Origin of the sequence: Kribbella solani (genome assembly GCF_014205295.1) — a bacterium.
Classification (GTDB): Bacteria; Actinomycetota; Actinomycetes; order Propionibacteriales; family Kribbellaceae; genus Kribbella; species Kribbella solani.
Map to the genome: position 1 here is coordinate 5,490,383 of NZ_JACHNF010000001.1, position 14,022 is coordinate 5,504,404.

13 protein-coding genes are annotated in these 14,022 nt (G+C 69.6%); 7 read left to right on the top strand and 6 right to left on the bottom strand.

Annotated features, from left to right (window positions below; all coding sequences use genetic code 11):
• Nucleotides 1–114 precede the first annotated feature (114 nt).
• A complete protein-coding gene (locus HDA44_RS25235; RefSeq protein ID WP_184838475.1) occupies nucleotides 115–723 on the top strand; it encodes a bacterial proteasome activator family protein in 609 nt (202 codons plus the stop codon).
• Here the strand turns inward: HDA44_RS25235 and HDA44_RS25240 are convergent.
• Nucleotides 720–1,529 (bottom strand): HAD hydrolase family protein, encoded by an 810-nt coding sequence (locus tag HDA44_RS25240; RefSeq protein WP_184838477.1) that lies wholly within the window; start codon nucleotides 1,527–1,529, stop codon nucleotides 720–722. The two genes, HDA44_RS25235 and HDA44_RS25240, sit on opposite strands and share 4 nt — an antisense overlap.
• A gap of 580 nt (nucleotides 1,530–2,109) precedes the next feature.
• On the opposite strand from HDA44_RS25240, the gene HDA44_RS25245 reads away from it, so the two are divergent.
• The gene (locus HDA44_RS25245) at nucleotides 2,110–2,655 is read left to right on the top strand and encodes a WhiB family transcriptional regulator (RefSeq protein WP_238352546.1); all 546 of its coding nucleotides are present in this window, start codon (nucleotides 2,110–2,112) and stop codon (nucleotides 2,653–2,655) included.
• Nucleotides 2,656–2,813: 158 nt separating this feature from the next.
• Here HDA44_RS25245 and HDA44_RS25250 read toward each other — a convergent pair whose 3' ends face one another.
• Both HDA44_RS25250 and serS read right to left on the bottom strand, forming a co-directional pair.
• Nucleotides 2,814–3,602: an HAD family hydrolase gene (locus HDA44_RS25250; RefSeq protein ID WP_184838481.1), complete on the bottom strand. Its 789-nt coding sequence runs from the start codon at nucleotides 3,600–3,602 to the stop codon at nucleotides 2,814–2,816.
• Complete coding sequence (gene serS / locus HDA44_RS25255; protein ID WP_184838483.1) at nucleotides 3,599–4,873, bottom strand: serine--tRNA ligase; 1,275 nt, start codon at nucleotides 4,871–4,873, stop codon at nucleotides 3,599–3,601. The genes HDA44_RS25250 and serS overlap by 4 nt, the downstream gene beginning before the upstream one ends.
• Nucleotides 4,874–4,967: 94 nt before the next feature.
• Here serS and HDA44_RS25260 point away from each other — a divergent pair, with 94 nt between their 5' ends.
• Nucleotides 4,968–6,560, top strand: a complete 1,593-nt coding sequence (locus HDA44_RS25260) for a bifunctional phosphatase PAP2/diacylglycerol kinase family protein (RefSeq protein WP_184838485.1) — start codon at nucleotides 4,968–4,970, stop codon at nucleotides 6,558–6,560.
• 294 nt (nucleotides 6,561–6,854) lie between these two features.
• Here the strand turns inward: HDA44_RS25260 and HDA44_RS25265 are convergent, their stop codons facing one another.
• Nucleotides 6,855–7,328, bottom strand: a complete 474-nt coding sequence (locus HDA44_RS25265) for a DUF4446 family protein (protein ID WP_184838487.1) — start codon at nucleotides 7,326–7,328, stop codon at nucleotides 6,855–6,857.
• Between the two features lie 111 nt (nucleotides 7,329–7,439).
• On the opposite strand from HDA44_RS25265, the gene larB reads away from it, so the two are divergent.
• Together larB and larC are read left to right on the top strand one after the other, a co-directional pair.
• Nucleotides 7,440–8,156 carry a nickel pincer cofactor biosynthesis protein LarB gene (gene larB, locus HDA44_RS25270; RefSeq protein ID WP_184838489.1) on the top strand — a complete coding sequence of 239 codons (717 nt, stop codon included), beginning with the start codon at nucleotides 7,440–7,442 and terminating at the stop codon, nucleotides 8,154–8,156.
• Entirely contained in the window at nucleotides 8,156–9,517 is a 1,362-nt protein-coding gene (larC, locus tag HDA44_RS25275; RefSeq protein ID WP_184838491.1) for a nickel pincer cofactor biosynthesis protein LarC, read from the top strand. The genes larB and larC overlap by 1 nt, the downstream gene beginning before the upstream one ends.
• Before the next feature lie 18 nt (nucleotides 9,518–9,535).
• Here the strand turns inward: larC and HDA44_RS25280 are convergent, their stop codons facing one another.
• Together HDA44_RS25280 and HDA44_RS25285 are read right to left on the bottom strand one after the other, a co-directional pair.
• Nucleotides 9,536–11,083, bottom strand: a complete 1,548-nt coding sequence (locus tag HDA44_RS25280; RefSeq protein WP_184838493.1) for an MptA/MptB family glycosyltransferase — start codon at nucleotides 11,081–11,083, stop codon at nucleotides 9,536–9,538.
• Entirely contained in the window at nucleotides 11,080–11,871 is a 792-nt protein-coding gene (locus HDA44_RS25285; protein WP_184838495.1) for a glycosyltransferase, read from the bottom strand. The genes HDA44_RS25280 and HDA44_RS25285 overlap by 4 nt, the downstream gene beginning before the upstream one ends.
• Before the next feature lie 192 nt (nucleotides 11,872–12,063).
• On the opposite strand from HDA44_RS25285, the gene HDA44_RS25290 reads away from it, so the two are divergent.
• A complete protein-coding gene (locus HDA44_RS25290; protein WP_184838497.1) occupies nucleotides 12,064–12,654 on the top strand; it encodes a dihydrofolate reductase family protein in 591 nt (196 codons plus the stop codon).
• Between the two features lie 90 nt (nucleotides 12,655–12,744).
• Nucleotides 12,745–13,959, top strand: a complete 1,215-nt coding sequence (locus HDA44_RS25295) for an arginine deiminase (RefSeq protein WP_184838499.1) — start codon at nucleotides 12,745–12,747, stop codon at nucleotides 13,957–13,959.
• Nucleotides 13,960–14,022 lie beyond the last annotated feature (63 nt).

Consider the following 14,022-nt stretch of genomic DNA (forward strand, 5'->3'; position numbering starts at 1 on the left):
GGAGGGGCAGCCTCGATGCCTTTCCATCGTGGCTGTTCCTCCGCCGCCGCGAGGTGCGTGCCTGGGCGCCGCAAGCGCCAAAGAATCTCCGACGCGGGGCACTAGGATGGGGGGATGAGTGAGAGCAGCGGCGACGGGCAGGAAGTCCCGATGGCGGGGGCGCAGACCGAGGACGGCAAGGTGCTGATCGTCGGGCCGGACGGCATGGCCGTCGAAGGGCCGCCGCGCTCCGACGACGACGATCGCGACGACGAACCCCGTTCGGTGACCGAGCTGGTCGAGCAGCCGGCCAAGGTGATGCGGGTCGCGAACATGATTCGCCAGTTGCTCGAAGAGGTGAAGTCCGCGCCGCTCGACGAGGCGTCCCGGGCACAGCTGCGGTCGATCCACGAGGCGTCGATCAAGGAGCTGGAGAGCGGCCTGGCGCCGGAGCTGGTCGAGGAGCTGGAGCGGCTCAGCCTCGACTTCACCGACGACAGCACGCCGACCGAGGCCGAGCTGCGGATCGCGCAGGCCCAGCTGGTCGGTTGGCTGGAAGGCCTGTTCCACGGCATCCAGACGGCACTGTTCGCGCAGCAGATGGCCGCGCGGCAGCAGCTGGAGCAGATGCGCCGCGCGCTGCCCGGCGGCCAGCAGCTGCCGCCGGAGGCCCAGCCCGGCTTCCCCGGCGCGCCCCAGGCCGGCAACACCGACGGCCCGGGCAGCGGCGGGATGTACCTCTAGTTCACCGGCTGGAACAGCTCCTCGAGGACGGCGGCGACGCCGTCCTCGTCGTTTGTGGGGGCGGTTTCGTCAACCAGCGCGAGCACTTCGGGGTGCGCGTTCGCCATCCCGTACGAGCGACCGGCCCAGGCGAGCATCGGCAGATCGTTGATCGAGTCGCCGAAGGCAATCGTCTCAGCAGCCGAGATCCCTTGCAGGGCGGCGAAATCGGCGAGCATCGCTGCCTTCGAGACCCCGGTCGCGGAAATCTCCACCAAACCGTGACCTCCACTGTGGCTGGCCGTAACTCGTTGGCCGACCAACGGTGTCACCCGCGCGAGCAGCTCGTCCGAGTGCAGGCTCGGATGCCGGACCAGCAACTTCGCGGCCGGCTCCGCGAGCAGTACGTCGACCGCGGCGATCAGGGTGTCGTCGGGTTTCGGCCAGCGGTTCAGGTAGACTGGTTCCTGTCCGTAGCGGTCCGGTCGCTCGATCGCGAACTGTACGTCCGGCAGCTCGGCGCGGATCGCGTCCGCCACCTCGAGCCCGACCGCCGGATCGATCAGCCGGGTACGGATCGGGGTCCGGTCCACCACGTTGTACAGAATGGCGCCGTTGGCAACAATCGCGACGCCGTGGTCGCCGACCAGCTCGGCCAGGTCGTGCAGCCAGCGAGGTGGCCGCGCGGTGACCATTACGAAAACACTTCCGGCCCGCTGGGCCGCGAGCACCGCGGCCCGGGTCCGGTCGGACACCGTTCCGTCACTGCGGACCAGCGTTCCGTCAAGATCGGTGGCTATCAGGCGGGGGTACTGCGAAGCCGTCACGAGGCCAACCGTATCGTCGTTCGGGCCGGTGCCGCATTACTCCTCCGAGCACCCCGGGCGCAAGCTGTTGGACATCGGTTTCAGGCGGTTTTGACTTATCTGATTGAGCTTTTGACAACGTCATCAGACCGTTACGGCAGGATGCTGCAAAGGCAGCAAGTTCCCCTGCACCGCCGCGGGGACGCATGATTTCATGCGGAGGTCTGGTGGGGAACCGGGGGCTGTTCGGCCGCGTCGTAGGCGTGTTCTGGATCAGCGCGACTGATGCCGCCCCACCTCCGGAAGCACACACAAACGCCGAACAACTGTTGCGGAATTGGCTGCAACCAAAACCGAAGCAGCGGCGTCAAGAGTTTATGGATCGGTGCGTCCCGACGCCCGGGACGACATGGTGGGCCGGCAACCAGTACGCGGGTCCATCAGTTACCGGACTCGTTCGAACGAACGTCGTTCACCGTTCGTTCAATCGGGTCTTGATACTTGGGGAGCCTTGATGACCGTCAACAGCGCCAATCTAGCGGAGCCGGGGGGCAGTAGCTCCCGAGCGGCTGTCGACACATCTTCCATCCGGGAGGGGGCAATGACCGGCTGCATCGCTCGCTCGGACATCTATCAGCACCGCCTGATGGAGGAGCCGCCGCCCGCGTCCGCCACCCGGCGTACCCGCGAGCGGTACGAACAGCTGGTCCGCGACGCGAAGGCGTTGTGCGCTTCGTGCCCGCTGTTCACCGACTGCCTGTACAGCGCCGTCGCGCAGCACGACGTCAGCGGGTTCGTGGCCGGAACCACTGCCGCGCAACGACGTTCGATCCGCAACCTGCTCGACGTCGAGGTGCAGGCGGACGACTTCGACCAGCTCGCCGGCGCGCGGGGGACGCGCCGGCCGGTGAGCCACGAGGAAGTCCTGCGGCTGCGGACCCAGTACCCGAACGACAGCCTGGAGTCGCTGGCAATGCGGCTGGGCTGCTCGCTGTCCACGGTCAAGCGGCACCTGCGCCGGGCCCGGCGCGGGCAGAGCCCGGCCGCCAAGGCGCCGCGCAAGCGGCCCGACGTCAGCGCCGTGCTGGATGCTTTCGACACCGTCGTCGACCAGCCCCGCCGGACCGGCAGCAGCCGGGTCGCCTGATCCGATACTCGGCCCGCCAGCGGACTATCGGTCAGCAGACCATCGGTCACTGACAGCGAAGGCCCGGAAACCCTGTGAACGCGGGGTTTCCGGGCCTTTCGGTTGCCTACGGCAAGTGCCGGCGTCAACCCTTTCGGCAGCGGCCGAAAGGGTTGCGCTCAGAACCAGCGGTTCAGGATGGCGGCGGCGCCGTCGTCCTGGACGGACTTGGTGACCTCGTCCGCGGCCACCTTCACCTCGTCCGGGGACGATCCCATCGCGACCCCGTGACCGGCGTACGTGAGCATCTCGATGTCGTTGCGACCGTCGCCGATCGCCACCAGCCCGGACGGGTCCAGGCCGTACTGCGCGAGCGCGACCTTCAGGCCGGTCGACTTGTCCACACCCTCCGGCGCGATGTCCAGCCAGGCGGTCCAGCCGACGAAGTAGCTGACACCATGCAGGCCGAGCCGTTCCGCCAGCCGGACGAAGTCGTCCTCGGACTGCTCCGGGTCGCGGATGATCAACCGGGTCACCGGTTGCGGTGCGAGCTCGTCGTCACCGACCACCCGGATCTTCGCGTCCCGGCCGAGATCGCCCTCCGGGAACGGCGCGGTCACCAGGTACGTACCGTCGGACTCCTCGACCGCCATCCGCGCGTTCGGGGCGTACCGGCGGACCGACTCGATCACCGTCGACGGGTCGAAGGTCCGCTCGTCGACGACCGCACCGTCCGGGTACCCGAGCGTGCGCGCACCGTTGCTACAGACAACGAATCCACCGGCCGACAGGCCGAGCCGCTCGGCCACCGGTTTGGTGGTCGACCAGGCCCGGCCGGTGGCCAGGATCACCGGCACCCGCGCGGCGGTCCGCCGGATCGCGTCCACGACCGCGGGCGACATCCCCTCGTCGTGGTCGATCAGCGTTCCGTCGATATCCAGGGCGACTGCCGTCGGAGTTTCGATCATTTGGCGACCGGTTCGAGAACCTCGCGGCCGCCGACGTACGGCTGCAGCGCGGTCGGTACCCGGACCGAACCGTCGGCCTGCTGGTGCGTCTCCAGGATGGCGACGATCCAGCGGGTGGTGGCCAGCGTGCCGTTCAGCGTCGCGACCGGCTGCGTCTTGCCGTCGGCGTCCCGGTGCCGGATGTTCAGCCGGCGGGCCTGGAAGTCCGTGCAGTTCGACGTCGAGGTCAGCTCCCGGTACGCGCCCTGCGTCGGCACCCAGGCCTCGCAGTCGAACTTCCGGTACGCCGAGACGCCGAGATCACCGGTGGCGGTGTCGATCACCCGGTAGCTCAGCTCCATCTTGTCGAGCATCTCCTTCTCCCAGGCCAGCAGCCGCAGGTGCTCGGCGGCCGCGTCCTCGAGCCTGCAGAAGGAGAACATCTCGACCTTGTCGAACTGGTGGACGCGGATGATCCCGCGGGTGTCCTTCCCGTGCGAGCCGGCTTCCTTCCGGTAGCACGACGACCAGCCCGCGTACCGGATCGGGCCGGCGCTCAGGTCCAGGATCTCGTCCATGTGGTACCCGGCCAGCGCGACCTCGGAGGTACCGGTCAGGTACAGCTCCGGGTCCTCCAGCCGGTACACGTCGTCGTGCGCCGACAGGTACCCGGTGCCGCCCATCACCTCGGGCTTGACCAGGGTCGGCGTGATCATCGGGGTGAAACCGGCCTCGACCGCCTGCTGGATCGCCAGCTGGAGCATGCCGAGCTGGAGCAGCATCCCGGCGCCCTTGAGGAAGTAGAACCGGGCGCCGGAGATCTTCGCGCCGCGCTCCATGTCGATCGCGCCGAGCAGCTCGCCCAGCTCCAGGTGGTCGCGCGGCTCGAAACCCTCGGCCGCGAAGTCGCGCGGCTTGCCGACCTCCTCGACCACCACGAAGTCGTCCTCGCCACCCACCGGCGCCTCGTCCGAGACCAGGTTCGGCAGCGACTTGGCGAGCTCGTCGAAGCGCTGCTCGGCCTCCTTCGCCGCCGCCTCGTTCGCCTTCACGTCGACGGCGACGGTCTTGGTCCGCTCCAGCAACGCCGCCCGCTCGTCACCCTTCGCCTGCGCGACCTGCTTGCCGAGCGACTTCTGCTCGGCCCGGAGCGCCTCGAAGGCGGAAATGGACGATCGACGCTCACTGTCGGCGACCAGAATCCGGTCGACCAGGTCCGTACTCTCGCCGCGCTTGGTCAGGGCCGCGCGGACGGCATCGGGGTTCTCACGGAGCAGTTTCGCGTCAATCACACCCCGAGGGTATCGGGGCGTGTCTGCGGGGGCGAAGTGTATTCGGGATGATGTGGTGTGCACAGGCGATCGTCGAGGGGGCTTTGAGCGGGCGATGAACCACCATCCACCCAGTCAGGTCGGCCGTGTGCTCACGGTCGTACTGGGTGCGTTGCCGTTCACCGTGGTCACGCTGCTGGTCTTCGGGCACTGGCCACCGCTGGCTCGCTGGGACCAGTCGGTCGCGGCCAAGTCCGGCGCCTACGGGGCCACCCACGAGGCCTCCGTCGACTTCTGGCAGATCGTTGGCGTGGTCGCCCAGCCGTGGACGACACGGGCCGTGATCCTCGTCGTCGCCGCGTACCTCTGGCACCGCCGCGCCCGGCTGCTGACGATCTGGCTGCTCACCTCGGCGGTGGCCGAGCTGGCCCTGGTCCAGGCCGTCAAGGCGATCTTCGAGCGCGACCGCCCGGTGCAGATGCTGGTCGAGACCACTGGCTACTCGTACGTCTCCGGGCACGCGACCGCCGCCTTCGTCCTGGCCGGCGCGCTCGGCGTCGTCCTGCCGTCCGTCCGGGGCTGGCGCCGGCGGTTCCGGCTGCTCGTACTGCTGCCGGTGATCGCGGTGGTGTGGATCGCCTCCGCCGACCGGATCGCGCTGAACGTGCATTACGTGTCCGACGTACTCGGTGGCTGGGCGCTCGGGCTGGCGATCCTGACCGCGACCTCGATCAGCTTCGGGCTGCGCCCCGGCCTGCGGCGCCGCCGTCGGCGTACGCCCTCCGACGGGGAAGGGACGACCGCGCCGCCACGCGCCGCGGTGATCGTGAACCCGATCAAGGTCGGCGACGGGGTCGCGTTCCGGCGGAAGGTGACCCGGGCGCTCGCCGTCCGCGGGTACGAGGAACCGCTCTGGCTGGAGACCCGGGTCGACGACGCCGGCCAGGCGATGGCGAAACAGGCGATCGAGCACGAGTCGGACCTGGTCCTGGTCGCGGGCGGCGACGGCACCGTCCGGGTCGTCTGCGCGACGCTCGCGCACACCGGCATCCCGGTCGGCGTGATCCCCGCCGGCACCGGCAACCTGCTGGCCCGGAACCTGCACATCCCGCTCGACCTGGACGACGCGCTGGAGCGAATCCTGGAGGGCCGCGACCGGCGCATCGACCTGGTCCGGGTCCACGGTGACGAGCTCGACACCGACCGCTTCGCCGTGATGGCCGGCCTAGGCCTCGACGCCGCGATCATCTCGGACGCCCCACCACATCTGAAGAAGCAGATCGGCTGGACCGCGTACCTGGTGTCGGCCGCGAAGAACGTCAACCACCCGTCCGTACGCGTCACCATCACCCTGGACGACGCCGAACCGATCGAACGCCGCGTCCGAACAGTCGTCGTCGGCAACGTCGGCATGCTGCAGGCCAACATCCCCCTCCTCCCCGACGCCCGCCCCGACGACGGCCTCCTCGACGTGGTCGTGATCGCCCCCCGCCGCGTCACCCAGTGGCCCATCGTCCTCTGGCGCCTGATGACCCGCACCAACCGCAGCGACATGTACCTGGAACGCTTCACCGGCCACAAGGTCGAAATCCACGCCGCCGTGGACGTCCAACGCCAACTCGACGGCGACCCCATCGGCCCGGGGCGTTACCTCGCCACGGAAATCGAACCGGGGGCGTTGACGGCACGGGTGCCGAAGCGGCGGTGAATCCGGAGGGCGTGTGTTGCCCGGGGTGACGCGAACACCACCTCCGGCTGGCCCGCCTCGCGCCGACTGTCAGAGGGTCGGTCCGGTGGGTGCTGGGATCGGTTCGATGGTTGCTGCCGGTTCGTCCGGTTTGCTTGCAGTTCACGGTGGCCGAGGGCTGACCAGTGCGACCGCTTGGCCGTCGTGCGCGGCGATAGCCGCAGGAACCGGCGGGAGCCGGGTGGGAAGTGCCGGCGCTGAGCCGGGGGTGGGTGGGTAGCGCGCGGAGCACGCGGGGGTGTACGCGTCTGTGGTTCAGTCGGTGGTTGGCTGGAGGGATTGGAGGGCTTGTTGTTCTTCGGGGGAGAGTTTGGAGTCGCTGGTGTAGGTCTTGATTTCCTTGGCGTACGTGCGGGCGTCGGCTCGGCTGTTGATCGAGGTGAGGACGACGCCGTTGCCGTTGTCGTCGAGGAGGGCCATCGACCAGGAGAGTTTTCCGCCGGTGTCGCCGAAGGCGTCGTAGCGGACGACGGCGAGGTGCTGGAGGGCTAGTTTGAGGTCGGCGCGGGTGCTGGTCAGGTCCTTGGTGAGTTTGCGGAGCTCGGACTTGACGGTGCCGGGTTTGGGTTCGGGGTGGGTCTCCGGTTCCGGTTCCGGGGTGGGGGCCGGAGCGGCGGGACGGGCCGGCGGGGCGGTTCGGGCGCGGAGGGCCTGGATCGCGAACACCAGGGCGAGCACCGCCACGAACAGAGCAGCGACTGCGAAAGCACCGGCCAACGACGAAGACACGCACGAGAGCCTAAGGCATGGGGTGTACTGCCTGAGTGTTCAGGTGATCGCACAGTGTGCATGTCCCGGACGGATGCGGTACGACGAGCCTCGGCAACGTAGATTCGCGGCGTGACACATTTGCCTGATCAGGGCCCACAACCCGGCGTCCACGACCTCGGGTACGCGCGGCTCGACACCGACCGGCTGGAGCGGACCGGCGACGCGGAGGTCGTCTACGGAGCGGGTAAGACACCGTCTCAGGTAGTGGAGCTGCTGCGTACACTGCACGCGACCCACCCGGGGCACGCCGTACTCGCGACCCGGCTCAGCGTCGAGGCGCAGGACGCGGTGCGTGCCGCGCTGCCGGACGCTGTCGTCGACCCGGTCGGGCGTACGGCCGTACTCGGGAAGCCGCCCGCGCTGCACGGGACCGTCGCCGTGGTGGCGGCGGGTACGTCGGATGCGCCGGTCGCGGCGGAGGCGGCGACGACCGCGCGGGTGTTCGGCGCGGGGGTGGAGCTGATCACGGATGTCGGGGTCGCGGGGCTGCACCGGATCCTCGGCGTACGCGAGCGGCTGGACGCGGCGGACTGCCTGATCGTGGTCGCCGGGATGGAAGGCGCGCTGCCGAGCGTGGTCGGTGGACTGGTCGGTGTACCGCTGGTGGCGGTACCGACGTCGGTCGGGTATGGGGCGTCGTTCGGCGGGCTGGCGGCGCTGCTCGGGATGCTGAACTCGTGTGCGCCGGGGGTGTCGGTGGTGAACATCGACAATGGTTTCGGGGCCGGGGTGTTCGCGGCCCGGGTCGCGCGGCAGTCGGTGCCGCGGGCGACGAAGGAGGCCTGATGCGGATCGCTTGGCTGGACTGTTCGGCTGGGGCTTCCGGGGACATGCTGCTCGGGGCGTTGCTGTCGGCGGGGGCCGATCTCGAGTACGTGAATGCCGCGGTCGCGGCCGTCGATCCGTCGTTGTCGGTGACGGTCACCACGACCTCCCGCCACCAGATCGCCGCCACAAAAGCAACGGTCGAGGTGCACGGCACCCCACACCCGGAAAACGTCCCGGACACCGGGCACGGACAGGGTGGTGCTGCAGGCGGGGACGCCGGGCACGGGCAGGGCGGTGGTGCAGGCGAGGGCGCTGGGCACGAGCACGATGCAGGCGCCGGGCACGGTCATGGGCACGGTCATGGGCACGGGCACGGTGACGGCGCTGGGCATGGGCATGGGCATGGGCCGACTCGGCCGTGGGTTGAGGTGCGGCGGTTGCTGGAGGAGGCTCGGTTGGATGATGCGGTCCGGGTCAGGGCGCTGGATACCTTCGGGCGGCTGGCTCGGGCCGAGGCCTCGGCGCATGGGGTGGAGCCGGACACGGTGCACTTTCATGAGGTGGGGGCGCTGGATGCGATCGCGGACATCGTCGGCGTCGCGGCGGCGGCCGTCAGTCTCGGACTGGAGCGGGTCGTCGTGTCCACCATCGCCCTCGGCGGCGGCACCCAGGTGCGCGGCCAGCACGGCGGCATCCCGATCCCCGGCCCGGCCGTACTGCACCTGGTGGCCGAGGCCGAAGCGCCGGTCATCGGCGGCACCGCGCCGTACGAGATGACGACGCCGACCGGCGCCGCTCTGCTCGCGACGTTGGCGGACGAGTACGGGATGATGCCGCCGATGCGCGTCACCCGAACCGGCGTCGGCGCGGGCGGCCGGGACCCGGTCGAGGTACCGAACCTGCTCCGCGTGATCGTGGGCGAGACCACCGACCGCCCCGCGACCGAGCTGGTCTACGAGACGAATGTCGACGATCTCGACCCGCGGTTGTGGCCGCCGGTGCTGTCGAAACTGCTCGCGGCCGGTGCCGCCGATGCCTGGCTGACGCCGATCCTGATGAAGAAGGGCCGGCCCGCGCATACCCTTTCGGTGCTCGTCACCAGTACGAACGCGGCCGCCGTCCGGTGGGTGATCCTGACCGAGACCACCGCGATCGGCCTGCGCGAGTACCCGATCAGCAAGCATGCGGCGGATCGCGAGTTCAGTACCATCAAACTCGACGGTCAGACGATCAGCGTCAAGATCGCCCGGTACGACGGCCAGGTGGTGAACGTGCAGCCCGAGTACGACGACGTGGTCGCCGCGGCCACCGAGCTGGGCCAGCCGGTCAAGCTCGTCCTGGCCCGCGCGATCGCCGCCGCCGAATCCCACTGGAACTGACCGGCTCGGCCGCCGGGGTCAGTGCACCTCGGCGGCCTGCTGGGGTGCTGCTTTCGGCTTCCGGCGCGGCCAGTCGTACGGCCACCACTGCGCGCCCTGCCGCCGGGCCCAGATGATCAGCCCGATCAGCACCGCCAGCTCGACTGCCGGGGTGAGCGTGTCCCGCAGCCGGGCGCTGAAGAACTCCAGCGAGTCCGACAGACTGGCCGCGACCTGCCGTGCGTTCGGATCCCGGCCGGGTACGTAAGCGATCGCCAGCATGGTCGTACGGATCACCATCAGCGTGTCGATCTTGGACGCGGCCACGCCCGCGAGCGCGGCCCAGGCGATCACGTCGTACCAGGGCAGCGAGTACATCGCGGTCAGCACCCACGGGATGGCGTAGATCGCGGTGTACCGGAGCGCGGCCGGGGCCGGGTCGTCCGGGTGGGTCTGCGGGATGAGCGACTTCGGGAACACCTGGGACAGCAGGATCGCGACCACGACCAGCCCGACCCAGGCGAGGATCGCGAGCACGGTCCGGACCAGGCCGTTGGGCAGGAAGAGCGTGAAGAAGCTCAGCAGCACCTTGTGCGGCGTGCCGGTGGAGATGAACGACGTCTGCGACCGCGCCTGCTGGAACGCCTGCAGGCCGACGATCGCGTACAGCCCGCCCATCGCGATCGCTCCGCCGCCACAGAAGAAGATCGCCTTCCGCCGGTCGGCGCGCAGCGACCACAGCATCGCGACACCGACCAGACCGATGGACAGTTTGGTACAGCCCGCGACGCCGAGCATCAGACCGGCCAGGAAAACATGCCGCCGGAGCAGCACCAGCGCGATCACCGCGAACATCACCGCGATCGCGTCGTTGTGCGCGCCCGCGAGCACCGCCCAGAGCAACAGCGGGTTCGCCAGGCTGAGCATGATCACGCGCCGGCGGGCCGGCAGGTTCTTGCCGACCAGCTTCATCAGCACGAGCCCGGTGACGACCAGGCTGATCCCGACGGACAGTTGCAGCATCCACACGGTGAGCTGCGAGGAGTCGCCGCCGATCTTCGACGCCAGCCACTGAATCCACGTGGCGATCGGACCGTACACACTGCGCGCGCCCTGCCACGGCCGCTCGGTCGCGGCGATCACCGGGTCGTACCCGAGCCGGATCGTGTCCGCCGGCGACGCCGTGTACGGGTCGCCGCCGAGCGCCATGATCCGCCCGTACGCCGCGTAGATCAGGACGTCGCCGGAGGCCATTGGCGGGACCAACGTGATGGCCGCGGTCGTACCGATGCCCAGGGCAATCAATCGGTTGACGCGCGGTGCCCAGCCGTGGCGAAGTGCCTTCGTGGCCAGGTACACGCCGTAGCCACCGAGCAGGATGGCGACGTAGATCAGCACCGACACGAGCCAGTCGTTCGGCTTCGTGTCGAACCAGTACGACGGCAGCCACGAGTGCCGGTTGGTCAAGGTCAGCACGACCACCGACGGACCGAGCAGACCGACCGCGACGATCAGCGCCGTACATGCGAGGTAGAGAGCGACTGCCCGGCGACCGTACTTCTTTCCGAGCTCCAGGTCGGTGTTCATTGCGTGGACTTCCGCGGGAACAGGCTGCGCAACGACGGTCCACCGCCGTCCGCGGGCAGCGCGCTGCGGGCGGCGAGCGCGCGGCGGACGTGCCGGTACTGCTTCGCGCGGTGCAGCTGGCCGCGCAGGTCGGTCCCGGTGGCCCGGTGCCGGACGTCGATCGGCACCTCGAGGATGCGGAAGCCCTTCCGGCCGAGGTCGATCGTCAGCGCGGTCTCCACCCCGAACCCGAACGCGAGCGGCACGGCGGAGTCGAACGCGGCCCGGGTCAGGCAGCGCTGACCGGACAACGGCTGCTCCGGCGCCCAGCCGATGGCCTCTTGAATCCCGGACCGGGACAGCCGGACCACGAACCCGTGCCCGCCGGCCTTCGATCCGTCCGCGCGGACCTGGGCCGGCAGCGTACCGATGGTCATGTCCGCGCGGCCGGTCTGCACCGGCTCGATCAGTGGACCGGCGGCGGCCGCGGTGTCGGTCAGGTCGGCGTCCAGGAACAGCAGGTGCCGCGGGCGGGCACCGTCCCGCTCGGCGACGGCGGCGGCGCCGGACTCCATCGCCGCGGCCTTCCCACGGTTCCGCTCGTGCCGGACGACGACGGCACCGACTCCCTCGGCCACCTCGGCCGTACGGTCCGTGGAGCCGTCGTCGACGACCACGACCAGGTCCACGCCGATGATCTTGTGCACCGCGTCGACGGTCGTCGCGATCCGGTCCGCCTCGTCCTTCGCCGGGATCACGCAGGCGACAGCACGCTCGAACGGTTCGGGGGAGACGTCTTCACCGGGCACAGCACCGCAGCCTAGTTCCTCCGCGGCCGATCGACCTCGTCAGCGGTCACCAGCGGGGAATCTTCATTCTTTCGAACGATCGTCGAATCAGCCGTCGGGTGAGCGGATATCAGCCAGGTGGCAGATGTTCCGCCGGGCCGGCGGCGGCAGGATTTCTGGTATCGAACAAACCGAACCGAAAGAGGTACCGACATGACCCGCACCGTGACCGCCAACATCTCGCTCTCGCTCGACGGCCGGGTGAGCGGCGCCGACGGTGAGTACGACATGAGCTGGATCGTTCCGCACGCGATCACCGAGGGCGCCCGCGACCACATGATCCGGGTGACCGAGCCGGCCACCACCGCGCTGCTCGGGCGGAAGAACTACCAGGGCTTCGGCGGCTTCTGGCCGGCCGTCGCCGACGACGAGACCGCGGCGCCGCAGGACCGGGCGTTCTCCCGCTGGCTGAACGCGACCGAGAAGGTGGTGTTCTCCTCGACGCTGACCGAGGCGCCGTGGCAGAACTCGCGGATCGCCGACGGCGAGCCGGCCGACGTGGTGAAGCAGCTCCGGGCCCAGCCCGGCGGCGACATCATCGTGCTGGCCAGCTCGAGCGTGATCCGGGCGCTGCTGGCCGCCGACGAGGTGGACCGGCTGAGCATCACGCTCGACCCCGAGCTGGTCGGGGGCGGCGCGCGGCTGTTCGAGGACGGGCTGCCGGCCACGTCCTGGAAGCTGACCGCCTCGACGCCGACCGAGTCCGGCGCGCTCTGCCTGCTGTACGACCGGGTCCGCTCCTGATTGGCCTTCCGAGGGATATTGTCGGACAATCAGACAGATCGAGCTGGCTGTCGTAGCGTGGTGAGCAGAACCCGAGCGGAGGGCGGACGGATGACCGAGACGCGGCAGGACGGCCGGGCGTACGGCGTCGACAGCGAGGTCGGCCCGCTGCGGACAGTGATGCTGCACCGCCCCGGCAACGAGCTCCGCCGGCTCACCCCGCGGAACAACGACAAACTGCTCTTCGACGGCATCCCGTGGGTCGGCCGGGCGCAGGACGAGCACGACGCGTTCGCCCAGGCGCTCCGGGACCGCGACGTCGAGGTGCTGTACCTCGGTGAGCTGCTGACCGAGGCGCTCGACGACCCGGCGGCCCGGGCGCAGGCGATCACGGGCGCGACCGAGGACCTGCGGCTCGGCGACACCCTGCGCGACTACCTCCGGGCCGCGCTCGGCGAGCTCGATCCGGCCCAGTTGGCCGAGACGCTGATGGCCGGCATCCGGAACGACGAGGTACGCGCCGGTGGTCTGGTCACGTCCCTGCTGGCCCACGAGGACTTCCTGATCGACCCATTGCCGAACCTGCTCTTCACCCGCGACTCGAGCGTCTGGATTCGGGACTCGGTCGCGGTCACCTCACTGGCGATGCCGGCCCGGATGCGCGAGACGCAGCTGACCGAGGTGATCTACACGTACCACCCGCGCTTCGCGGGCGTCGACAAGGTGTACGACCACCAGCTCGAGCACGTCGAGGGCGGTGACGTACTCGCGCTCGGACCGGGTGTACTAGCGGTCGGCGTCGGCGAACGAACCACGCCGGCCGGCGTGGAGCGGCTGGCGCAGCGAGTGTTCGCGAAGGATCTTGCGCACACCGTGCTTGCCGTACCGATCGCGCAGCAGCGGGCGACGATGCATCTCGACACCGTGTGCACGATGGTCGACACCGACGCCGTGCTGATGTACCCGAACATGGCCGAGCAGATGCGGGCGCTCGCGGTCACCACCGACGGTGACCAGCTGCATGTCGCCGAGCCGGAGCCGTTCCTGGTGGCGGCGGCGAAGGCGCTCGGCATCGACACGCTGCGCCGGATCGATACCGGTCTGGACCCGGTGACCGCCGAGCGGGAGCAGTGGGACGACGGGAACAACACGCTGGCGGTCGCACCCCGGGTCTGCATCGCGTACGAGCGGACCGTCGAGACCAACGCCCGGCTCGAGGAGTCCGGTATCGAGGTGGTCCGGATCTCCGGCTCCGAGCTCGGCTCCGGCCGTGGTGGGCCGCGCTGTATGTCCTGTCCGGTGCTGCGCGCACCGACGGCTACGTGAGCCCAGCGACACGCGGAGTGAAATCGGGGCTTGTGGCGAGCACCTAACCTGAGTACTCTCTTT